At 74.5% G+C, this 21,624-nt stretch carries 17 protein-coding genes; 9 read left to right on the plus strand and 8 right to left on the minus strand.

What is annotated here, in order from left to right:
• Nucleotides 1–74: 74 nt before the first annotated feature.
• The 5 genes from ACZ6EM_RS32835 to ACZ6EM_RS32855 all read left to right on the plus strand — a co-directional run bounded on the left by ACZ6EM_RS32835 (nt 75) and on the right by ACZ6EM_RS32855 (nt 6,803).
• Nucleotides 75–1,376, plus strand: a complete 1,302-nt coding sequence (locus ACZ6EM_RS32835) for a type III PLP-dependent enzyme domain-containing protein (RefSeq protein WP_401048842.1) — start codon at nt 75–77, stop codon at nt 1,374–1,376.
• Nucleotides 1,376–3,022 carry an N-acyl-D-amino-acid deacylase family protein gene (locus ACZ6EM_RS32840; protein WP_401048840.1) on the plus strand — a complete coding sequence of 549 codons (1,647 nt, stop codon included), beginning with the start codon at nt 1,376–1,378 and terminating at the stop codon, nt 3,020–3,022. Before ACZ6EM_RS32835 ends, ACZ6EM_RS32840 begins: the two co-directional genes overlap by 1 nt.
• Nucleotides 3,019–3,747, plus strand: coding sequence for a bifunctional 4-hydroxy-2-oxoglutarate aldolase/2-dehydro-3-deoxy-phosphogluconate aldolase (locus ACZ6EM_RS32845; protein WP_465773963.1), 729 nt, complete (start codon nt 3,019–3,021; stop codon nt 3,745–3,747). The genes ACZ6EM_RS32840 and ACZ6EM_RS32845 overlap by 4 nt, the downstream gene beginning before the upstream one ends.
• 206 nt (nt 3,748–3,953) lie before the next feature.
• On the plus strand, nt 3,954–5,558 hold the full coding sequence (locus ACZ6EM_RS32850) for an alpha-amylase family glycosyl hydrolase (RefSeq protein ID WP_452178256.1): 1,605 nt from the start codon (nt 3,954–3,956) through the stop codon (nt 5,556–5,558).
• Nucleotides 5,559–5,750: 192 nt separating this feature from the next.
• A complete protein-coding gene (locus ACZ6EM_RS32855; RefSeq protein WP_465773964.1) occupies nt 5,751–6,803 on the plus strand; it encodes an ABC transporter permease in 1,053 nt (350 codons plus the stop codon).
• A gap of 137 nt (nt 6,804–6,940) precedes the next feature.
• On the opposite strand, the gene ACZ6EM_RS32860 is transcribed toward ACZ6EM_RS32855, so the two are convergent.
• The 3 genes from ACZ6EM_RS32860 to ACZ6EM_RS32870 are packed head-to-tail and all read right to left on the minus strand — an operon-like array spanning nt 6,941 to nt 10,943.
• Nucleotides 6,941–8,101, minus strand: coding sequence for an acyl-CoA dehydrogenase family protein (locus tag ACZ6EM_RS32860; protein WP_465773974.1), 1,161 nt, complete (start codon nt 8,099–8,101; stop codon nt 6,941–6,943).
• A 26-nt stretch (nt 8,102–8,127) separates the two neighbouring features.
• Nucleotides 8,128–9,423, minus strand: coding sequence for a CaiB/BaiF CoA transferase family protein (locus ACZ6EM_RS32865; RefSeq protein ID WP_465773965.1), 1,296 nt, complete (start codon nt 9,421–9,423; stop codon nt 8,128–8,130).
• Nucleotides 9,420–10,943: an APC family permease gene (locus tag ACZ6EM_RS32870; protein WP_401048902.1), complete on the minus strand. Its 1,524-nt coding sequence runs from the start codon at nt 10,941–10,943 to the stop codon at nt 9,420–9,422. Before ACZ6EM_RS32870 ends, ACZ6EM_RS32865 begins: the two co-directional genes overlap by 4 nt.
• A 210-nt stretch (nt 10,944–11,153) precedes the next feature.
• Here ACZ6EM_RS32870 and ACZ6EM_RS32875 point away from each other — a divergent pair, with 210 nt between their 5' ends.
• The gene (locus tag ACZ6EM_RS32875) at nt 11,154–11,906 is read left to right on the plus strand and encodes a FadR/GntR family transcriptional regulator (protein WP_401048900.1); all 753 of its coding nucleotides are present in this window, start codon (nt 11,154–11,156) and stop codon (nt 11,904–11,906) included.
• Between the two features lie 51 nt (nt 11,907–11,957).
• A complete protein-coding gene (locus ACZ6EM_RS32880; RefSeq protein ID WP_401048898.1) occupies nt 11,958–12,779 on the plus strand; it encodes a cache domain-containing protein in 822 nt (273 codons plus the stop codon).
• A gap of 40 nt (nt 12,780–12,819) precedes the next feature.
• Here ACZ6EM_RS32880 and ACZ6EM_RS32885 read toward each other — a convergent pair whose 3' ends face one another.
• Nucleotides 12,820–13,554: a (2Fe-2S)-binding protein gene (locus ACZ6EM_RS32885; RefSeq protein ID WP_401048896.1), complete on the minus strand. Its 735-nt coding sequence runs from the start codon at nt 13,552–13,554 to the stop codon at nt 12,820–12,822.
• A 178-nt stretch (nt 13,555–13,732) separates the two neighbouring features.
• Nucleotides 13,733–14,314: a hypothetical protein gene (locus tag ACZ6EM_RS32890; RefSeq protein WP_465773966.1), complete on the minus strand. Its 582-nt coding sequence runs from the start codon at nt 14,312–14,314 to the stop codon at nt 13,733–13,735.
• Between the two features lie 226 nt (nt 14,315–14,540).
• Here ACZ6EM_RS32890 and ACZ6EM_RS32895 point away from each other — a divergent pair, with 226 nt between their 5' ends.
• Nucleotides 14,541–15,830, plus strand: coding sequence for a sensor histidine kinase (locus ACZ6EM_RS32895; RefSeq protein WP_465773967.1), 1,290 nt, complete (start codon nt 14,541–14,543; stop codon nt 15,828–15,830).
• Between the two features lie 166 nt (nt 15,831–15,996).
• Here the strand turns inward: ACZ6EM_RS32895 and ACZ6EM_RS32900 are convergent, their stop codons facing one another.
• The gene (locus ACZ6EM_RS32900; RefSeq protein WP_401046015.1) at nt 15,997–17,580 is read right to left on the minus strand and encodes a purple acid phosphatase family protein; all 1,584 of its coding nucleotides are present in this window, start codon (nt 17,578–17,580) and stop codon (nt 15,997–15,999) included.
• 88 nt (nt 17,581–17,668) lie between these two features.
• On the opposite strand from ACZ6EM_RS32900, the gene ACZ6EM_RS32905 reads away from it, so the two are divergent.
• Nucleotides 17,669–18,358, plus strand: coding sequence for a response regulator (locus tag ACZ6EM_RS32905; RefSeq protein ID WP_465773968.1), 690 nt, complete (start codon nt 17,669–17,671; stop codon nt 18,356–18,358).
• Between the two features lie 389 nt (nt 18,359–18,747).
• Here the strand turns inward: ACZ6EM_RS32905 and ACZ6EM_RS32910 are convergent, their stop codons facing one another.
• Complete coding sequence (locus tag ACZ6EM_RS32910; protein WP_465773969.1) at nt 18,748–20,412, minus strand: peptide-N4-asparagine amidase; 1,665 nt, start codon at nt 20,410–20,412, stop codon at nt 18,748–18,750.
• A 205-nt stretch (nt 20,413–20,617) separates the two neighbouring features.
• Nucleotides 20,618–21,520: a LysR family transcriptional regulator gene (locus tag ACZ6EM_RS32915; RefSeq protein ID WP_401046024.1), complete on the minus strand. Its 903-nt coding sequence runs from the start codon at nt 21,518–21,520 to the stop codon at nt 20,618–20,620.
• Between the last annotated feature and the right edge of the window lie 104 nt (nt 21,521–21,624).

Below are 21,624 nucleotides of genomic sequence, written 5' to 3' on the forward strand. Positions count from 1 at the left end.
GATGCTAGAACCGTGTTGCCAGCATGTGCAACCCTCGTTGCGCATGTTGCAACCTGTGCGGATGGAGGAACACGGTGGAGCAGACCTTCGCAAGCAGTGTCACCGGACCGGGCATCGCCCGTGGCGCGGTGGCCGCCCTGGCCGACGAACCGCTCGACTGGCGGTTCAAGGCCGCTCCACCGCAGTCGTGGGGCCGCAGCACCCGGGAATGGCTCGTCACCGGCCCCACCCTCTCCTCGCTCGGCACCCCGATGCTCACCCTCGACGGCGCCGCCGTCGACCACAACGTCCGCACCATGGCCGACTGGTGCGCCAAGGCGGGCGTCGCGCTCGCCCCGCACGGCAAGACCACCATGGCGCCCGCCCTCTGGCAGGCGCAGCTCGACGCCGGCAGCCACGGCATCACCCTCGCCAACCTGCCCCAGGTGCGGGTCGCCCGGGCCTTCGGGGTGCAGCGCATCCTGCTCGCCAACACCCTGCTCGACCCGGCCGGCCTCGCCTGGCTCGCCGACGAACTCGCCGCCGACCCGGACTTCGCCTTCCTGTCCTGGGTCGACTCCACCGAGAGCGTCCGGCTGATGGACGAGGCGCTGCGCGCCGCCGGCGCCGAGCGGCCGGTCGAGGTGCTGGTCGAGCTCGGCGGCCCCGGCGGACGGACCGGCGCCCGCGGCGTGGACGCTGCCGTCGAGGTCGCCGCCGCCGTGCTGCGCGCCCCCACCCTGCGCCTGGCGGGCGTCGGCGGGTACGAGGGCGCGATCGCGCACGACGCCTCGGCCGAGGGACTCGCCGCCGTCCGCCGCTACCTGCGGGAGCTGGGCGACCTGCACGGCCGGCTGGCGAGCGCCTACCCGGACGGCACCCGGCCGGTGGTCTCGGCCGGCGGCAGCGCCTACTTCGACCTGGTGGTCGAGGAGCTGGCGGACCTGCCGGAGGCGTTCACGGTGCTGCGCTCGGGCGCGTACATCGCCCACGACGACGGCTTCTACCGCGGCATCTCGCCGCTCGCCCGGGACGGTGGGCGGACGCCGTTCCGCGGTGCGCTGCACGGCTGGGCCCGGGTGGTGTCCCGGCCCGAGCCGCAGCTCGCGCTGCTGGACGCCGGCAAGCGCGACCTGCCCTTCGACGAGGGCCTGCCCGAGCCGCAACGGGTGCGCGGCGGAGTGGAGTTGACCGGAACGGCGGCGCGGATCACCGCGCTCAACGACCAGCACGCCTTCCTGCGCGACGCGGGCGACCTCGCGCCGATCGGCGCGGTGCTGCGGCTGGGCGTCTCGCACCCGTGCACCGCCTTCGACAAGTGGACGGCGATCCCGGTGCTGGACTCCGCGGACGCGGCCGAGCCGAAGGTCACCGGCCTGGTCAGGACGTTCTTCTGATGCCCGGGGAGAGAACGGTCGCCAGGGGTGGGCGGGACGGCGGCGGCGCGACGGTCTTCCGGGGCGCCACCGTGGTGGACGGCACCGGCGCGGAGCGCTACCGGGCCGACGTCCGGATCGCCGACGGTCTGATCACCGAGATCGGCGAGGGCCTCGACGCGCCCGACCAGGTCGACGCCGACGGCCTGGTGCTGGCCCCCGGCTTCATCGACATGCACGCCCACTCCGACCTCGCCCTGCTGCTCGAACCCGAGCACCCGGCCAAGGTCACCCAGGGCGTCACCTGCGAGGTCCTCGGCCAGGACGGCCTGTCCTACGCCCCGGTGGACGACGTCACGCTGCCCGCGCTGCGCCGCCAGACAGCGGGCTGGAACGGCGATCCGGACGGCTTCGACTGGGACTGGCGGGACGTCGCCGGCTACCTGGACCGGATCGACCGCACCGGAACGGCCGTCAACGCCTGCTACCTCGTCCCGCACGGAACGCTGCGGATGCTCGCCATGGGCTGGGCCGACCGTCCGCCCACCCCGGGCGAACTCGACCGGATGCGGCAGGTGCTGGCGAAGAGCCTGCTGGACGGCGCGGTCGGCATGTCCAGCGGCCTCAGCTACACCCCCGGGATGTACGCCGACACCGCCGAGCTGATCGAGCTGTGCACCGTCGTCGCGGCCTACGGCGGCTTCCACGCCCCGCACCAACGCTCCTACGGCGCCGGGGCGTTGGAGGGCTACGCGGAGATGGTGGAGATCGCCCGGCGGAGCGGCTGCGCGCTGCACCTGACCCACGCCACGATGAACTTCGGGGTCAACCGGGGCCGGGCCGGCGAGCTGCTGGAGCTTCTCGACCGGGCGCTCGCCGACGGCGTCGACCTCACCCTGGACAGCTACCCCTACCTGCCCGGATCCACCACCCTGGCCGCCCTGCTGCCGAGTTGGGCCACCGAGGGCGGCCCGGCCGCGACGCTGGCACGGCTCGCCGACCCCGCGCAGTGCGCGAGGATCCGGTACGAGGTGGAGGAGAAGGGCAGCGACGGCTGCCACGGCGTGGTCACCGACTGGACGACGATCCAGATCTCCGGCGTCCGCTCGGCCGCGCTCGACGGCGCGGTCGGCCGCACCGTCGCGGAACTGGCCGAGGAGGAGGAACGGACCGGCACCGAGGTGTTCCTGGACCTGCTGCGCCGGGACGAACTCTCCACCACGATCCTCCAGCACGTCGGGCACGAGGAGAACGTCCGGGCCATCATGCGCCACCCCGCCCACACCGTCGGCAGCGACGGACTGCTGGTCGGGGCCCGGCCGCACCCGCGGGCCTGGGGCACCTTCCCCCGCTACCTCGGCCACTACAGCCGGGAGTTGGGCGTGCTGACGCTGGAGGAGACGATCGCCCGGATGACCGGCCGCCCGGCAGCCCGGCTGGGGCTGGACCGGCGCGGCCGGATCGCCCCCGGCCACCACGCCGACCTGGTGCTCCTCGACCCCGGGAAGGTCCGGGACGCCGCCACCTTCGAGCGCCCCCGGCTGCCCGCCGAGGGCATCGAGTACGTGTACGTCAACGGCACCGCCGTCGTCCGGCAGGGTCGCACCACCGGCGCCCGCCCCGGGCGCGCCCTGCGCCGCACCGATCGAGGAACCCTGGCCATATGACCGAGCTCTCCGCCCCGACCGATCTCCCGGCCCCGGCCGGTCCGTCCGAGACGGGTCCGTCCGCGACCGCCGATCTCTCCGCGACCGGTTCCGCCGCCGCTACCGGCTGCTCCTTCCTGCGCGACGAACCGGTGATCGCGGTGGTCCGCGCACCCCGGATCCCGGACGCCGCCGCGCTCTGCGCCGCCCTCGCCGAGGGAGGCATCAACCTCACCGAATTCACCTGCACCACACCGAATGTGACGGACCATCTACTGAAGGCTTCGAAGGCCGGCTGGCGGGTCGGCCTCGGGACGGTGCTGACCGCGGAGCAGGCCCGGCGCGGGGTCGAGGCGGGGGCGGCCTTCCTGGTCACCCCCGGCTGCCGGCCCGAGGTCGCCGAGGCGGCGGCCGCCGCCGGGGTGCCGGTGGTGCTCGGGGCGCTCACCCCGACCGAGGTCGCGCACGCGGTGGACCTCGGCGCCGTCGCCGTCAAGATCTTCCCGGCCCGGGCCTTCGGCCCCGGCTACTTCAAGGACCTGCGCGGCCCCTACCCCGACGTGCCGCTGGTGGCCTCCGGCGGGGTGAACGCGGGCAACGCCGCCGAGTTCCTGGCGCACGGCGCGCTCGCGGTCTGCGCGGGGACGGACGTGGTGCCGCCGGACGTGGTCGCGGCGGGGGACTGGGCGGAGATCACCCGGCGGGCCCGGGCGTTCACGTCGGCCTGCGCGGCGGCGGCCTCGTAGGGGGCGCCGTCGCCGCGGGTCCCGTGAAGAAGGCGGCGCGGGTGCGGGCCCCGTGAAGAAGGCGGTGACGGGGCGAGGCGGGCTGTCGGGACGGCCGGGATTGGACGAGAATCGGGGGCACCCGGCTCGGCCCCGGCCGAGCCCGTCCCGGCTCAGCCCCGCCCGGCCAGCCCCGGGCCCCCGGACCCCGGCAGGAGGAACCCCCCATGACCTCGACCCGCCCCGGCCCCGACTGGCTCGCCGACGCCGTGCTGTACCAGATCTACCCGCAGAGCTTCGCCGACTCCGACGGCGACGGCATCGGCGACTTCGCCGGCATCGCCGGGCACCTGGACCACCTCGCCTGGCTCGGCATCGACACCGTCTGGCTCAACCCCTGCTTCGCCTCGCCGTTCCGCGACGCCGGGTACGACGTCACCGACTACCTCGCCCCCGCCCCGCGCTACGGCGGCACCGATGACCTGGTGGCCCTGGTCGAGGCCGCCCGCCGCAGGGGAGTCCGGGTCCTGCTGGACCTGGTGGCCGGGCACACCTCCGACCGCCACCCCTGGTTCCTGGCCTCCGCCGAGGACCCGTCCGACCACCGCTACATCTGGTCCGACCGCCCGGTGGACGGTTTCGTGGCCTCGCCCGGCAGCCGCCCCGGCTGGTACCGGCCGAACTTCTTCGACTGTCAGCCGGCGCTCAACTTCGGCTATGCGCGCAGCAGTTCGGAGGAGCCCTGGCGGCAGGCGGTGGACGCGGACGGCCCGCGCGCCAACCGGGCGGCGCTGCGCGCGATCATGGCGCACTGGCTCGGCCTCGGGGTGTCCGGCTTCCGGGTGGACATGGCGTACTCGCTGGTCAAGGACGACCCGGGCAAGGTGGAGACCGCCAAGCTCTGGACCGAGCTGCGCGACTGGCTGGACCGCGGCCACCCCGAGGCCGCCCTGCTCGCCGAGTGGGGCGACCCGGCCGCCGCCGTCGCGGCGGGCTTCCATGCGGACTTCTTCCTGCACTTCGGCGGGGAGGACCACGGCCTGCCGCTGCGCTCGCTCTGGAACAACAACGGCGGGACGGTCGAGGAGTTCTGGCACCAGGAGGCCTGCTACTTCGAGGCCGAGGGCCGCGGCACCCCGCAGCCCTTCCTGGACGCCTGGCGCTCGGCGGCCGAACTCACCGAGGGCGGCGGGCACATCGTGCTGCCCACCGCCAACCACGACTTCTCCCGCCTGGCCACCGGCCCGCGCGGCGCGGAGCAACTCGCCCCGGCCTTCGCCTTCCTGCTCACCTGGCCCACCCTCCCGGCCGTCTACTACGGCGACGAGATCGGTATGCGCTACCTGCCGGGCCTGCCCGACACCGAGGGCAGCGTGCTCGGCCCGCGGTTCAACCGGGCCGGCTCGCGCACCCCGATGCAGTGGACGCCCGGCCCGACCGCGGGCTTCTCCAGCGCCCCGCCCGAGCGGCTGTACCTGCCGGTGGACCCGGACCCGCACCGCCCGGACGTGCTCTCCCAGCGCGCCGACCCGACCTCGCTGCTGCACACCGTGCGGCGGCTGATCGCACTGCGCCGGGCGCACCCGGGGCTGGGTGCGGCCGGTGGGCTGGAGGTCCGCCACGCCGGCTACCCGCTGGTGTACACCCGGGCCGGGCGGTACCTGGTGGCGGTCAACCCGGGCCGGGAGCCGGCGTCCGTACGGCTGCCGGGTCTGCCGGAGGGTGACCGGTGGGCGCGGGGTGTCCGGCCGCTGGAGGTGCAGGGCGTGCGGCTGGTGGACGGGGAGCTGCGGGCGGACGGGTTCTCGTACGGGGTGTTCGAGCTGGGCTGACGGTCGCCCCGGGCAGGGCCTGGCCGCCGGTCGGTCGCCGGCCGGGCGGTGGCCGGTCGGCGGCCGGGCTTCCGAATGATGTCGGATAGTTGTAAGCTGCATCGATAGATGGTTGCATTTACCACCTGCATTGGTTGCATTTCCCACCTTCTCCTCATCGAGAGAACACCACCGGAGGACGGTACGAACGCCATGAGCACACCCCGGAACCCCGCCGCAGCGCCCACCCTGGGGCACTCGCTCAAGCACCTGGCCACCCACCTGATCACCCCGCTGCTGATGTGCCTGGGCATGGCGCTCGCCTACCAGGGCGCCTTCCACCAGCCCGAGCCGCACCACCTCAAGGTGGCCGTGGTCGGCACCACGCCGCAGGCGCAGGGCCTGGCGCAGGCGATCCAGGGCAAGGCCGGGGACGCGCTCGACGTCCGCACCGTGGACGACCGGGCCGCCGCCGAGCAGCAACTGCGCGACCGGGACCTGGTGGGCGCCTTCGTCCCGGACGCCAAGAGCCCCGAACTGATCGTCGCCAAGGGCAACTCGGACACCTCCGTGGTGGCCGCCACCGCGGTGTTCACCAACGTCACCGACAGGCAGGGCGTGCCGCTGCACGTGACCGACCTGACCACCCCGGCCAAGGGCGACCCGACCGGACAGGGCCTGTTTTTCCTGCTGGTCGCGCTGAGCATCGGCTCCTACGCCAGCGTCGCGGCGATCGGCGCGGCCGGCGCGGGGCTGAGTGTGAAGATCCGGGCACTGGTCGGAGTGGCCGTCTCGCTGGTGGTCAGCGTGATCGGGATCGTCACCGCCGGGCCGGTCTTCCACGTGGTCGACCACGACTGCGCGGCGATCTGGGCGCTCGGCTGGCTCTACTCGGCGGGCATCGTGCTGATCGGCATCGGCCTGCACAGCTTCCTGAAGAAGTGGACCACGCTGGCCCTGATGGTGCTGTTCGTGATGCTGAACTTCACCTCCTCCGGCGGCATCTACCGGCCCGAACTGCAGAACGGATTCTTCGGAGGCCTGCACGGCTTCTGGACGGGCGCGGGCTTCCTGGAGGGCGCTCGCAGCATCATGTACTTCGACGGCGGCGCGGGCCTCGGCGGGCACGTCGTGACCCTGCTGGTCTGGCTGCTGCTCGGCGGGGCCGCCCTGGTGGCCGCGGCCATGTACGAGGGGCGTGGGCGCCGTCCGGTGGAAACGCCGCAGGAGGCCGAGGAGGAGATGGAGGAGACGGTCGCGGTCTGACCGGACTCCCCGGAGAGACTCCACCCGGCGCCACGGGCATCGGCACCGGGTGGGAACGGGGCGGCCCGCGCCCGGCTCTGGACAAGCCGGACGCGGGCCTCGGCGCGGCCCGGGGAGGGGGCGCGCCCGGGGTGTCCCTACCGGTAGGCCGCCTGCCCGGTGAGCGCCTGGCCGACCACCAGCGTGTGGATCTCGCTGGTGCCCTCGTAGGTCAGCACCGACTCCAGGTTGTTGGCGTGCCGGATCGGCGAGTACTCCAGCGAGATGCCGTTGGCCCCGAGGACCGTGCGGCACTCGCGGGCGATCGCCAGCGCCTCCCGCACGTTGTTGAGCTTGCCGACGCTGACCTGCTCGGGCCGCAGCCGCCCGCCGTCCTTGAGCCGGCCGAGGTGGACGGCCAGCAGCGCGGAGTTGCCGAGCGCGAGCGCCATGTCGGCGAACTTGCGCTGGGTCAGCTGGAAACCGCTGATCGGCCGGTCGAACTGGACCCGCGAGTCCGCGTACCGCAGCGCCGCCTGGAGCGAGTCCCGGCCCGCGCCGACCGCGCCGAACAGGATGCCGAACCGCGCCTCGTTCAGGCAGGACAGCGGGCCGCGCAGCCCCTTCGCGCCCGGCAGTCGGGCCTCGGCGGGCAGCCGGACGCCGTCCAGGTGCAGCTCGGAGGTGACCGAGGCGGGCAGCGACAGCTTCCGCCCGATGTCGCGGGTGGTGAAGCCGGGCGTGCCGCGCGGCACCAGGAAGCCGCGCACGCCGTCCTCGGTGTTCGCCCAGACGGTGGCGACGTCCGCGATGCCGCCGTTGGTGATCCACGTCTTGGTGCCGTCGAGGATCCAGTCCGAGCCGTCGCGCACCGCGCGGGTGCGCATCCCGGCCGGGTTGCTGCCGAAGTCCGGCTCGGTGAGGCCGAAGCAGCCGATCGCGGTGCCGGCGGCGAGCCCGGGCAGCCACTCCTGCTTCTGCTCCTCCGAGCCCCACCGGTGGATCGAGTACATCGAGAGCGAGCCCTGGACCGAGACGAAGCTGCGCAAGCCCGAGTCGGCGGCCTCCAGTTCGAGGCAGGCCAGGCCGTAGGAGACGGCGTTGGTGCCGGCGCAGCCGTAGCCCTCCAGGTGCATCCCGAGCAGGCCCAACGCACCGAGTTCGGGGGCGAGTTCGCGGGCGAAGTGGGCGTTGTCGAACCACTCCGGCAGGTGCGGGCGGACCCGGTCGGCGAGGAACCGGGCGACGGTGGCCTGGATCTCGCGCTCCTCCTCGGTGAGGAGGGTGGCGAAGTCGATCAGGTCGAGCGGGTCGGACATGGCGGTGCCGGTGCCGTGCGGGGTGCTCATGGGCGGTCCTCGAAGTCCTGGTCGTGCGGGGGAGGGTTGTGCGGCGGCCGGTCGTGCGGAGGCTGCTCGTAGGGAGACCCGCCGTGCGGAGGCCGGTCGTGCGGAGGCTGCTCGTAGGGAGACCCGCCGTGCGGAGGCCGGTCGTGCGGGGTGTCCAGCCAGGCGGTGAGTTCGGCGGTGTGCTCGCCGAGCCGGGGCGGGGGCAACTGGTAGCGGGGCGGGGTGCGGGAGAGGCCGATCGGGTTGGCGACCAGGTCCAGCGGGCGGCCGTCCGGGCCGGGCAGCGGCGCCCGGGGCCGCAGGCCGAGCGAGTCGGCGAGGTCGAAGGCCTCGGCCAGGTCGTTGACCGGGCCGCAGGGCACGCCGAGCGGGGTGAGCACCGCGAACCACTCGGCGGCGGTGCGGCGTTCGAGCCGGGCGGTGAGCTCGCGGGCCAGCACGGTGACGTGCGCGACCCGGTCGGAGTTGGAGGCGAAGCGGGGGTCGGCGGCCAGCTCGGGGGCGCCCACGCCCCGGCAGAGCGCGGCGAACTGCCGGTCGTTGCCGACCGCGACGACCAGCGGGCGGTCGGCGGCGGTGAACACCTCGTAGGGGGCGATGGACGGGTGGCGGTTGCCGAGGATGCCCGGCACCGCGCCGGCCAGGGTGTAGCCGGCGGACTGGTTGACCAGGCCGGAGAGCAGCGTGGAGAGCAGGTTCAGCTCCACCAGCTGGCCCCGGCCGGTGGTCTCGCGCTCGCGCAGTGCGGCCAGCACGCCGACCGCCGCGTGCAGCCCGGTCAGCACGTCCACCAGTGCGACGCCGGTCTTCACCGGTTCGCCGGGGGCCGGGCCGGTCACCGACATCAGACCGCCGACGGCCTGCACCAGCAGGTCGTAGCCGGGCAGTTCGGCGCCCTTGCCGGGGCCGAAGCCGGTGATCGAGCAGTAGACGAGCCGCGGGTTGAGGGCCTGGGCGCGGTCGGGGTCGAGGCCGTGGCGGGCCATCGTGCCGGGGCGGAAGTTCTCCACCAGCACGTCGGCGCGGCGGATGAGTTCGACGGCGCGGGCATGGTCGGCCGGTTCGCGCAGGTCGAGGGTGAGGGAGCGCTTGTTGCGGTTGACGGAGAGGAAGTAGGTGGCCTCGCCCTGGGCGTGCGGCGGGCCCCAGGCGCGGGTGTCGTCGCCGGTGCCGGGCTGCTCGACCTTGATCACGTCGGCGCCGAGGTCGGCCAGCAGCATGGTCAGGTAGGGCGCGGCGAGCACCCGGCCGAAGTCGGCGACCAGGACGCCGTCCAGCGGGAGTCCGGTCATGCCCGCCCCCGGGCCGGTTCGGCGGAGGTGGCCCCGGGCGCGGCCGTCGCGTCGCCCGAGGGGGCGTCGCCGCGCAGGTGCGGGCGGGCCAGCAGGAGGTAGAGGCCGCCGGCCGCGAGCACGACCACCGCCGAGAGCAGCACGAGGTAGTTGTCGTACCAGGCGGCGTCCGGGGTGCGGCCCCAGCAGATGTTGACGATCGCGGCGACGCCGTAGACCAGCGCGCCGATGTTCACCGCCAGGCCCCAGCGGCCGAGCCGGAAGTCCCCGCTCGGGCGCCAGCCGCGCAGCCGGGCCCGCAGGGCGGCCAGCACCACCATCTGGAAGGCCAGGTAGATGCCGATGCTGGAGAAGGAGATGATCTTCGTGAGGGCACCCTCGGAGAGCGCCGAGGCACCCACGATGATCACACCGGGCAGCGCCGCGGCGAGCAGCAGCGCGTACGGCGGCACCCGCAGCCGGTCCGAGACGGTGGCCAGCAGCCGGCTGCCCACGATCATCCGGTCCCGGGCGAAGGAGTAGGCGAGCCGGCTCGCCGCCGCCTGGAGGCTGAGCACGCAGGACAGGAAGGAGATCAGCACCACGCCGATCACCACCCGGGCGCCGACCGCGCCGAAGGCGTCGTGCAGCACCTTGGCGACCGGATCCTTGTCGTCGCCGGAGACCACCGCGCCGATGTCCTGGATCGACATCACCAGGGCCAGGCTGACCCCGATCGCCGCAGCGCCGCCCACGTAGATGGTGCGCCGCATCGACTTGGGGATCTGTCGACCCGGGTCCGGCACCTCCTCGGCGACGTCGCCGCAGGCCTCGAAGCCGAAGAACAGGAAGACCGCGATCAGCCCGGCGGCCAGGAAGGCGTCGGCGTAGTCGCCGTCGCCGCCCGCGCCGAAGCGGTCGAGGACCACGCCGAGGCCGTGGTAGCGGTGCGTCAGCAGCAGCCAGGCGCCGACCGCCAGGGCGCCGAGCAACTCGGCGGCGAAGCCGAACACGGCCGCCGCCGACAGCACCCGGGTGCCGCCGAGGTTGATCACGGTGGCGAGCGCCAGCAGGCCCAGTGCGCACCAGACGGTCGTCGCGGTGCTCGGCTCGACGCCCAGCAGGGCGGCCACGTACGGGCCGGCGCCGTAGGAGACGGCCGCGATGGTGGACATCAGTGCCAGCAGGTAGGTCCAGCCGGTCAGCCAGCCCCAGGTGCGGCCCCAGAGCCGGCGCGCCCACGGGTACACCCCGCCGGCCACCGGGAACTGGGCGACCACCTCGCTGAACACCAGGGCCACCAGCAGCTGGCCGAGGCCCGCGATCAGGAAGCTCCAGACCATCGGCGGCCCGGCGGTCTGAAGTGAGGTGGCGAAGAGTGTGTACACGCCAACGACGGGGGAGAGATAGGTGAAGCCGAGCGAGAAGTTCGCCCAGAGGCTCATGTCGCGCTTGAACTCGGAGGTGTAGCCGAGGGCGGCCAGCCGTTCGGCGTCCGGGTCGGGGGAGTGGACGGTGGCACGTGCACTGGCATCGGTCATGACCTGCTCCTGGGAACGTGTCGTGATGCGTGGGGGAGCACTGCGGGGTGCGGCTCGGGCCGAGGTTGCGGGAAAACATACGAGATTGAGTTTCTAGGGGCAAGAGTGCGCGTCGGACCTGGAGGTACCCTGCGGGAAACATCCGGTCGGGCAGTGATCGGGCAGTGATCCGGCGAGGATCCGGCGACGGCGATCGGGGAGGGGAACGGCGTGACGACCATCGGCAGTGCGACCCCGCTGCTCAGTGCCGTCCTCGCGCCGCTCGCCGACCTCGGCCGCGCCGACGCGGTGGCCCGCCGGATCACCGAGGCGATCGCCCTCGGACTGGTCGCCGACGGGGACCAGCTGCCCAGCGAGAACGACCTGGCCGACCAGCTCGGCGTCGCCAACGGCACCGTCCGCGAGGCCCTCGCCCTGCTCCGCGAGGCCGGACTGATCGAGACCCGGCGCGGCCGCAACGGCGGCAGCTTCGTCCGCATCCCCGCCGAGGGCTCCGAACACCTCCAGCTCGCCCGGCTGCGCGACCTCGCCACCGTCGACCTGCGCGACCTCGGCGACGAGGAGCTGGCCGTCTTCGGCACCGCCGCCCGGCTCGCCGCCGAGCGCGCCCCGGCCGACCTCGGCCCCCGGCTCACCCGACTGGTGCACGACCTGCGCGACGCCGCCGGGCCCGCCGAGCAGCGCCGCGCCGACGCCCGCTTCCACATCGAACTCGCCGTCGCCGCGCAGTCGGTGCGGCTCACCCAGCTCGCCGTCCGGCTCCAGGCCGAACTGGGCCCGCTGCTCTGGCTGCCCGCCCCGCACGGGCCGGACCAGGAGCGCTTCGCCGAGCAGCACCGGGAGATCCTGGTCGCCGTGCTGGCCGGCGACGCGGCCGGCGCCCGGGCCGCCGCCGAGACGCACGCCGTGGCCTGCGTGCACCATCTGGTCCGGCGGCACCTGGAGTTGGCGGACGACGGCTGAGCCGGGGCCGCGCCACCGTTCCCGGATCCCTCCCTCGCCGCCGGAGCCGTCATGACCAGCGCGTTCAGCACCACCCTGCCCGTGGCCCGATCCGCCGGTGTGCCGGTTGCCGGTGAGTCCGCCGCCGGCGGGCCCGTCCTGGGCGGGCCCGCCGCCGGTGACCCTGCCGCCGTCGAGCGGTGCGCCCGGCAGGTCGCCGCCGCCGTCGACGCGGTGCTCGCCGAACTGGACGGCCTGCGGGCGGCCGCGGCGGGCTGCTGGGCCCGGGCGGCCGCCGAGGGGCGCCGGCCCGCCGTGGCCGAACTCGCCGTGGTGCACGGGGTGGTGAGCGAGTTGCTGGCGCGGCCCGGCTCGCGCTGGTTCGGCTGCGGAGCGGTCGTGGCACCCGGCGCGCTCGCCGACGCCGACCTGCACGTGGAGTGGTGGTACCGCGGTGCGCGCGGGGCGGGGGAGCGGCGGTTGCGGCTCGCGCTCGACCCGGCGGACGCCGAGTTCTACGACTACCGGGTGCTGCCCTGGTTCGCCCGGCCCCGGGACGAGGGGCGGGCCGCGGTGGCCGGGCCGCAGGTCGACCTGCTCTGTGCCGACCGGTACGTGCTGTGCTGCGCCCGGCCGGTGGTCGTCCCGGGTGCGGGCTTCGTCGGGGTGGTGGCCGGGGACGTCCCGCTGGCAGTGCTGGAGCGGCTGCTGGTGCCCCCGCTGCGGGCGCTGTCAGGCGACGCGGCGCTGCTCGACGGCGAGGGCAGGGTGCTGGCCGCCACCACCCCGGCCCTGCCGGTGGGTTCGCTGGCGCGCGGACTGCTCGCGGACCCGGCGTCCGAGCGGGCCGGGGTGCCGTCCGCGGCGGTGGACTGGGCGGTGGTGCGCGGCTGACGGCGGCCGGAGATCTGTATGACCTTCATTTGTGAAGGTATTACTCGTTCCGCTTCCCGCGGCCGGGCGGCGTGCTGAAGCAGCAGTCCCCGCAGAGCCCGGCACCCGGACCCACCCGGTAGTAGAGGCAGCAGCTGTTCCGCCGGAACGCCGTGCCACCCGGCCCGGCGCGCAGGATGCCCGACCCGGCCAGTGGCGGACGGTCCAGCAGCTCCGCGGCCAACGCCCGTGCGGCGTCCGGCGCGTGGGCGTCCAGCACCCGCAGCGTCCCGGCCAGTGCGGAGGCGGCGTTGCCGAGCAGCAGACGGCGGGAGAGCGGGGCGGCGGCCCGGACGGCCTCCGCCAGCGGCGTCAACTGTCCCAGCAGGACGGCCTCGTGGAGCTGGTCGGTGAGCGAGCCGGCGTCCGGGCGGGCGGGCTCCGGCGGTGCCCACAGGTCGAGCGGGCCCTGGTCCGGGATCCGCACCCAGGCGTGCTCCAAGGTCGGGACCGTCCCCAGCAGGACCGCCGAGCCCAGCCCCACCGACCAGAAACGGGCGGCCAGCCCCAGGTGCAGGATCGAGGCGGCGACCCGGGGCTCCCCGGTGCCGAGCCGCTGCGCCACCACCCGCAGCCGCGCCGCCAACGGCGCGTCCGGTCCGGTGCCGTACAGCTCGGCCAGCGGCCGGAAGCCCTCCGGCGGCCGGCCGGCCGGCGAGGTGTCCAGCGCGAAGTACGGCCCGACGGCGGCGAGCCGGGCGTAGTCGGGCGAATGCCGGTCGGGCGCGGGGTTCAACGGCCCTCCCCTGTTAGGTCGTTGAACCCCGCGCTCGGCGGTGGCGGAGCGGTCGGACGGTCGAGGGACAACGGGGCCTCCAGGTCTGCGGGTGCTCGGGTGGCGGTGCGCAGCCCCGGCCGTCGCCCGGTCGGCCCAGGAGGCCCTGACCGGTCCTGTCGGCCCGGTCGGTCGGGTGTCAGCTGTGCACGGAGAAGTCACCACTGGTCGTGCGGATGAACGGTACCGTGCCCTGGCAGTCCGACACCGGCTGGCCGAGCGCGCCCCAGACCCAGCCCATCCGGTCCCCGCGCCGCCCGTCGTCCTCCACCGAGAGCGAGACCTTCCGGCCGATCAGCTCCAGGCCCGGGAACCACGGCGCGTCGCCCTTGGTGACCACCCCGGTGGCGATCGCCTCCCGGCCGCCGACGGCCAGACAGGTGATGTCGCCCTCGAAGTCGGCGACCAGCCGGCCGTCGGTGTGCACGTGACGGACGTGGAAGTGGCCCGTGGTGCCGCGCGGATCGGTGTTGGTGGTGGCACGGGCGTCCACCGAGATCCGCACCGGGTCGCCCTCGAAGCCCTGGAACCCGGCGGTGAGGACGGTGTTGCCGGTGCCGCGTACACCGACCGGCCCGAAGTCGCCTGCTGGGGCGGCCGGTTCCGGGGCGGTGACCGGTGCGGCGGGGGCCGGCTCCGCGACGGCGGCCGGTGCGGCGGTGGCGGCGGTCGCGGCCAGCAGGAGCAGCGAGAGTGCGGCGGTGGCGAGGCGGCGGTTCATGGCGGTTCGGGTCTCCTTCGGCGCGGGTGTTCACGGGTGACTGTTCCCGTGCGGGGGCCGGCGTGGGCGTCCGGTTCGGGTGTCCTCTGCGGGTGTTCCGATGCCACCGATCATGCTCCCGCCCGGTCGCGCAGACCTCCTGCTGCGGAGGGGAGTTGACGGCGGACCGCTCCCTCCTGAGGAGGACCGCACCTCCCCCGGGAGAGCTGCCCGTAGGCTCGGCCGGGTGCCCACCGACTCTCCCTTCGCTCACCCCGAGCCCGCACGGCCGCGACCGGCCCGGATCCGTCGGCCGCTCGCCGCCGTCTCCGCGCTCGCCCTGCTGGCGCCCGTCCTGCTGGCGCAACCGGACGCCCGGGGAGCGGCCGCGCTGCTCGCCCTGACGGCGGTGCTCGCCGCGGTGGCGGCGCTGCTGCCCTGGCCCGCCGGTCGGATCGCGCTCGGTGCGGCCGCCGGAGCGGTGGCCGGGGCCTCGCTGCTGGTCGACGCGGTCTACCCGGGGCCGTACCGGCTGCCCGCGTTCTGGCTGCCGTTCGAGTGGCTCGCCCTGCTCGGACTGCTCTTCCGGGCCGTTCGGCGGCTGCCCGACCGGTCGGCCGGTCCGGTCGGCGGGCTGGTGGGGCTGGCGGCGGTGCTGCTGCCGCTGCGGTTCGCCCTGCGGACGCCGCAGGGCGGTGCGGCCGGGCCGGTGGTCGGGGTGCTGCTCTCGCTGCTGCCACTGCTCGGTGTCGCGGCGGCGGCCCTCTACCTGCGCGTCCTGGACGCCCGCCGGGAGCGGGCGGTGGCCCGGGCCCGGCGCCAACAGCGGCTGGAAGTGGCCCGGGGACTGCACGACTTCGTCGCCCACGAGATCACCGGCATCGTGCTGGAGGCCCAGGCCGGCCAACTCCCGGGCCAGGAGCCGGAGGAGACGACCGCACTGCTGCGCCGCCTGGAGGAGGCCGGGCTGCGGGCACTGGACTCGATGGACGAGATGGTCGGCGCCCTGCGCGAGCCGGGCGGCCGGGAGGGCCGGGAGGGCCGGGACGGCAAGGGTGGCAAGGGTGGCAAGGACCTCAAGGGCGACCGCTCCGACGGGTCGGACCGGGCGGGCGGAGCGACCACGCGTCGGCTGGGCCTGGCCGACCTCCCCGAGCTCGTCGCCCGCTTCGGCACCACCGGCGCCCTGCGCGCCACCGTCGAGCTGGCGCCCGGCACCGCGGGCCGGCTCTCCGCCGAGGCCGAGGCGACCGCGTACGCCGTGGTCCTGGAGGCGCTGACCAATATCCGCCGGCACGCCCCGCAGGCCACCGAGGTCACCGTCCGGGTGGCCCCCGGTGAGCGCGGCGCCGTCGAGCTGACCGTCACCGACGACGGTGGCCCCGCCCGCAAGCCGCTGCTGCGCCGCCGCCCGGGCACCGGTGGCACCGGCCTGGCCGGACTCACCGCCCGGGCCGCCGCCCACGGGGGCTCGCTGACCGCCGGGCCGGGCACGCCCGCGGGCTGGCGGGTCGGCTGCTCCCTGCCGGGGCGCTGAGGCGCGCCCCGCGGCGCCGATCCGATCGAGTCGGCGCCGTGTCCGCGCGCTGTGTCCGTGCACCGCGTGCGCGTGCGGCGGAGGGGCTACCGGGTGGGGCGTACGGGCGTACCGGAGGTCTCCGCCGGTCGGACGGCTGCCGCCGAGTACGCCCGGTGGCCCCGCCCTAGTGGCCCCGGCCGCCGCCGCGGGTGCCGCGCGGGCGGGTCAGGGTGAAGCGGTCGACCGGGACGAGGTCCCCGTACGGGCCGCTGACGGAGTAGTAGGTGACGCCGATGGTGGTCTGCCCGTTGCGGCCGCCCGGGTCGACGTCGAAGGAGGCGAAGCCGTACGGGTTGTCGGCGTCCCGGAAGGCGGACCAGGGGGCGTCCTCGATCACGTACACCGGCGGGCGCTTGCCGGTGGCCGGATCGACGGCGCCGACGCCGGTGATCACCCGCGCCTTGGCGGGGCTGAAGAAGAGCTGGTTGGACGGGGCGGAGGTGCCGCCGCCGCCGATGACCATGTGGACGGTGCCCTTGGTGGTGTCGATGGTCTCGGTGCCGGTGGAGACCGGGATCGGCGTGCGGGTGTCGGTCGGCTGCTGGCCGCGGATCGGGTGCGAGCGCTCGTAGTGGTGCTCGTGGCCGCAGACCACCAGGTCCACGCCGTACTTGTCGAACAGCGGTACCCAGGCCTCGCGGACGCCGAGGTCGGCGCCGTTGAACCTGTCGGCGGTGGAGATCACCACCTGGTGCATGCAGACCACGATCCAGTCGATCCCCGGGTCCGCGTTGGCCGCGATCAACTCCCGCTCCAGCCAGCGCTGCTGGGCGCCGCCGGAGTAGCCGTGGACGTAGCTGTTGCCGCCGTCCTGGTAGGCCACGTCGTCGTTGTTGAGGCTGATCACGCGTACCGAACCGGCCGTGAACGAGTACCACAGGCCGTGGGTCTCCGCGTCGGAGCGGGCGTCCGGCAGCTCGAAGTACGCCTGGTAGGCGCCGTAGCCGATCGGGCCGTTGCCCTTCTCGTTCTCGTGGTTGCCGGCCGCGGGCATCCAGGGGCGGTGGCGGGCCGAGCGGCTGTTGTTCTCGAACCAGTCGGACCAGGTGCGGACCCGGTCGGTGGCGATGTTCGCGTAGCACAGGTCGCCGTTGAGCAGGTGGAACAGCGGGGCGATCCGCTCGACCCCGGCGGTGGTGTCGCCGGCGGCGGGGCTGCCGAGGTTGTCGTTCACGTAGCCGTTGGCGGTCTTCCTGCCGAGGGTGGGGGTGCCCTGGTCGCCGAAGCTGGTGAAGGTGAAGGCGGACCGGCCGCGTGGTGCGGTGCGGACGGTGCCGAGCTCGGGGGTGGTGCCGTCGTGGACGGCGGCGTAGACGTAGTCCGTGTCGGCGTGCAGGCCGGTCAGCCGGGTGTGGTGCACCTGGACCTCGGTGCCGGAGGCGGCGTCACGGTAGGTGCGGGTCGAGGCCTGGACCGTCCGGCCGAAGCCGTTGTTCGAAGTCCCGTACATCACACGTGGGTTGCCGACGGACCTGGTGGTGTGCCAGGAGACCACCACCTCGCGCGAGGCGTCCGAGCCGAACTGGAGGTGCAGGCCGGCCACGCGGGGCGCGCCGGAGCGGTCCGGGCGCTGCCAGAGCACCGGGGAGGCGGCGGCGGGGGTGGCCTGGACGCCGGCGAGGGACACGGCACCGCCGAGGCCGACGCCGGTCGCGCCGGCCAGGAGCCCGCGCCTGCTGACGGAGGGACGTCCACTGGAATCGTTCATGGCGGCCAGCTCACCGGACGAAGGTGAACCGGGCCGGTTCCACCGCGTGAACTTTCCCGTCCGCCACCCGTGCGCCACACTGCTGGGCGTGACGAGTGCGAACGGTGGGGGCCGGCGGGTGATCCGCACCCTGATCGCCGACGACCAGGAGGCCGTCCGGCGAAGTGTCCGGCGGATCCTGACGGCCCAGCCGGACATCGAGGTGGTGGGCGAGGCGGTGGACGGGCTGTCCGCGCTGGAGCTGGCGGCCGAACTGCGGCCGGACGTCGCACTGGTGGACATCCGGATGCCGCGGATGGACGGACTGGAGCTGACCCGGCGGCTGGCCGGGCCGGACGTGGCGGAGCCGGTGCGGGTGGTGGTGCTGACCACCTTCGACCTGGACGAGTACGTGTACCCGGCCCTGCGGCACGGGGCGTCCGGCTTCCTGCTGAAGCGTTCCGGCCCGTCCCTGCTGGCCGAGGCGGTACGGGCGGCGGCGGACGGGGAGAGCCTGATCAGTCCGTCGGTCACGGTCCGGCTGCTGCGGCACGTGACGCAGCCGCGCCGCCCGGAGCGCCGGCGGGCTGCGCCGGTGGTGCCGCTGACCGAGCGGGAGGTGGAGATCGCCGGGCACGTCGCGGCGGGCCGCACCAACGCGGACATCGCCGCGGAGCTGTTCATCTCGCCGGGAACGGTGAAGACCCACGTCGCCAGCATCCAGCGCAAGCTCGGGGTGGCGAACCGGGTCGGGATCGCGGTGCACGCCTGGGAGATGGGCTGGGCGGGCGCGCGGTAGCCGGGGCGCGGGAGGCGCGGCGCGGGGACAGGACACGGGAGGCGCGGCGCGCGGGAAAAGGTGCGCGTCCACGGGCCGAGGGGATGCTCCGTGGACGCGCGGAACCTACGAGGTGGGGGTGGCCTCCGGACGTGACGTCCTCCGGCCGGTAGTTCGATCGTCGACCGAGGTAGTCCCAGCGGCAGACCCTGATCCGTCTCGATCCGTCGCCACTGCCTCCTGCGGTCGAACTTCCTTCAGCTACCTCGCAGGTCCACCTCCCATCATGCGCCTCCTACGGGCCGTGCACCAGGGGTGAACGGTATGAATCCGACCAATTTCGCAACTCGGGCGTCGACGTGCCGGCGAGCGCCGGCGACGTGCCGCAGAGGCACGGCGAGCGGCGGCCGTCAGGGCCGCGGCCAGCCGTCCACGAAGCTCAGCGTCCGACGGTACGGCCCCTCGGGCCCGGTGCTCCGGTACTCCTCGGCGCTGCTGCCGGTCCGGACGGTGCGGTCCCCGTCGTGCCGCGTGGCGGTGGGGCGCAGGGTGTGGTCGACGGTGGAGCGCTCGGTGACGTGGCCGCCGGTCGCCGCGGTGGTGTCGCGGTGGTAGCCGAGGTCCATGGCGGTGGTCTGGTCGGTGTTGCCGGCCGCGTCGCGGCTCACCCGGTAGCTGACGTCCAGCGGTTCGCCCTCGTGGACGGTGGTGGTGCGGTGCGGGCCGCCGCCCCAGGTGGCGGTGGTGCGGGTGAGGTCGGCACCGTTGTGCAGCGTCACGTCGTTGCCCGCGTCGCGCAGTCGCTGGGTGGAGCGGAAGGCGAGTTCGTCGCGGACCTCGGTGGTGATCCGGCCGTGCGAGGTCTGCACCCAGCCCCGGGCGAGGTCGTTCCGGGCAGCGGTGACCGTCCAGTCGCCGCTGCCGCCGCCGTGGTCGGCGAGGTCGGTCGCGACGGTGGCGTCCGGGGCGACCCGGTGGTCGGTGAGTTGTCCGGTGGTGCGGGCGGCGCCGTGGTCGGTCTCGGCGAAGAGGTTGACCTGGCCGGTCCAGGCGTCGTTGCTCTGCGCCTCGGCGGTGTTCAGGGTGACGCCCACGGCGTGCGGCCGGCCGTCCAGCAGCAGCCCGACGTACGGGGTGAGGTCGAGCCGGTAGGCGGGCAGGTCGAAGGCGAAGACGCCGGGCACGGGCCGCCAGAGCAGCGGGTCCCAGCCGCCGGTGTAGATCACCGGGTACGGCCAGACCGCGCCGGCCACCCGGCCGTCCACGGTCAGCCGCAGCTCGCGGAACGGGCCCTTGCCGCAGATGCCGGTGCCCGGGTTGGCGGCGGCGAAGGCGTCCGGGGCCGAGGCGTACGCGAACTCCTCGCAGGCGCCGCCGCCCCGGGCGTAGACCTCGGCGGTGAGGCGTTCGAGGTTCTGCGGGAAGGTGAGGTCGCGCCCGGCGGCGGGGGAGGTGCTGGTGAGCCCGAACGGTCCGGTGGTGAGCAGCCGGTCGGCGGCGCGGGCGGCCGGCCAGTGGGCGTCGGCGGTGTAGAAGGTCAGGTTGGCGCTGATCGTGAAGACGCCGGTGTAGGTGGCGTCGGTGACGTTGGCGAGGTCGAAGGAGAACTCCTGCGGGCCGCCGGTGAAGAGCGGGGCGTAGCGGGTGACGTCGTGCTCGACGTTCCAGGCGATGCCGTCCTTGGACGGCTCGGGGGTGGAGGAGAGCAGCACCTGGACGCCGCCGACGCGGACGCTGAAGATCCGGTCGAACTGCCGTCCGGCGACCTGTCCGTGGAGGTCCAGGACCACCGCGGACCAGGGGCCGGCGCAGTCGGCGGGCGGGGTGAGGGTGGTGGTGTACGGGGTGTCCGGCGGGTTGCCGTACCCGTTGCGGAACTCGCGTTCGTGCATCGCCTCGACGGTGCAGGAGCGGGTGTCGGGGCGGGTGAGCGGCTTGGTGGCGGTGACCGGGTCGTGGTAGTCGGTGCCGAAGTCGGCGTGGGCCGGGCCGGCGGCGGTGAGGGTGCCGGCCAGGGTGAGGACGGCGGCGCCGATCAGACCGGCGGCGTGGCGGAGCAACGGGCGCAGGGTCAAGGCGGGTTCCCGGGGTTCGGCGGCCCGCGGGCGGGTGCCGCGGGCCGGTCGGATGATCCGGGAATCCTTCCGGTGGTGGCATGCCAGCGTCAAGGATTCCGTTCGGTCGGACCCGGACCCGGACCCGGACCCGGGCCCGGACCCGGACTCGGCTCGGACCCGGACCCGGACCCGGACCCGGGCTCGGGCCGCGCGACGGGGCGGGTCAGACGTCCTCCAGCTCCGCGGCCTCCTGCCGGATCAGGTCCCGCAGCGAGGCCAGCCGGGGCCGCCGGTCGTCCGTCCGCCACTGCATCTCCAGCGGAAGGGTGGCCCGCCCCTCCAGCCGTACGGTGGCCACGTCCTCGGTGAGGTGGCCGGTCATCGAGCCGGGCACCAGCGAGAAGGCGCGGTTGCGGGCGAGCAGGTAGAGCCGGGAGCCGACGATCCGCGGCGGGCTGACCAGCACCGGCGGGTCCACGCCGTGGTCCGCGCAGAGGCCGAGCACGTGGTCGTAGTAGCGGGGGTGCTGCTCGCGCGGCCACAACAGCAGTGGCAGGTCGCGCAGTTCGGCCAGGCCCAGGCTGCTCCGGCGGGCCAGCGGATGGTCCCGGCCGAGCGCCACCAGGACCGGCTCGTCGGCGATCCGCTCCAGCCGGTAGCCGGTCACCTCGTCGAGGAAGCGGCCGAGCCCGATGTCGGCCGGCTCGGCGGCCAGGGTGGCGGAGACCTGCCCGGTGTCCACGGCGAGTTCGGTGGTGTCGAGCGCCGGAAGCTCCTGTTCGGCCCGGCTGACCACGGCGGGCAGCAGCCGGTTCACCACGCTCGGCGAGGCGACGATCCGGGCGGTGCCCAGCCGGGACTCCTCGTGCAGCCGTACCCGGGTCAGCAGCGTGTCGGCCTGCCGCAGCAGTCGGGCGCTCTCGGTGGCCATCACCTCGCCGGCCTCCGTGAGCGCCACCGAGCGGCGGCTGCGGTCGAACAGCTCGACGCCGACGGTCCGCTCCAGTCGGGCGACCTCCTGGCTCACCGTCGGCTGCGAGATGTGCAGCCGCTCGGCGGCCCGCCCGAAGTGCAGCGTCTCGGCGACGGTCAGGAAGACCTGGAGCTGACGCAAGGTGAGACCCATGGTTGTCAGGGTAGACGAACCAATAGGCGCAGGCCTATCGGAAACCTCAGGACTCATTCTGGATTCCGACGCGAGCCGTCCATACGCTGAGCAGCACGTTGCCC

Source organism: Kitasatospora sp. NPDC041917, from assembly GCF_055589745.1.

Coding starts and splice junctions, on each gene's coding strand:
- ACZ6EM_RS32855 (WP_465773964.1), top strand. CDS start 5,751: ATGAGCACACCCCGGAACCCCGCCGCAGCGCCCACCCTGGGGCACTCG.
- ACZ6EM_RS32890 (WP_465773966.1), bottom strand. CDS start 14,314: ATGAACCGCCGCCTCGCCACCGCCGCACTCTCGCTGCTCCTGCTGGCC.
- ACZ6EM_RS32870 (WP_401048902.1), bottom strand. CDS start 10,943: ATGACCGATGCCAGTGCACGTGCCACCGTCCACTCCCCCGACCCGGAC.
- ACZ6EM_RS32900 (WP_401046015.1), bottom strand. CDS start 17,580: ATGAACGATTCCAGTGGACGTCCCTCCGTCAGCAGGCGCGGGCTCCTG.
- ACZ6EM_RS32845 (WP_465773963.1), top strand. CDS start 3,019: ATGACCGAGCTCTCCGCCCCGACCGATCTCCCGGCCCCGGCCGGTCCG.
- ACZ6EM_RS32860 (WP_465773974.1), bottom strand. CDS start 8,101: ATGTCCGACCCGCTCGACCTGATCGACTTCGCCACCCTCCTCACCGAG.
- ACZ6EM_RS32880 (WP_401048898.1), top strand. CDS start 11,958: ATGACCAGCGCGTTCAGCACCACCCTGCCCGTGGCCCGATCCGCCGGT.
- ACZ6EM_RS32850 (WP_452178256.1), top strand. CDS start 3,954: ATGACCTCGACCCGCCCCGGCCCCGACTGGCTCGCCGACGCCGTGCTG.
- ACZ6EM_RS32840 (WP_401048840.1), top strand. CDS start 1,376: ATGCCCGGGGAGAGAACGGTCGCCAGGGGTGGGCGGGACGGCGGCGGC.
- ACZ6EM_RS32915 (WP_401046024.1), bottom strand. CDS start 21,520: ATGGGTCTCACCTTGCGTCAGCTCCAGGTCTTCCTGACCGTCGCCGAG.
- ACZ6EM_RS32865 (WP_465773965.1), bottom strand. CDS start 9,423: ATGACCGGACTCCCGCTGGACGGCGTCCTGGTCGCCGACTTCGGCCGG.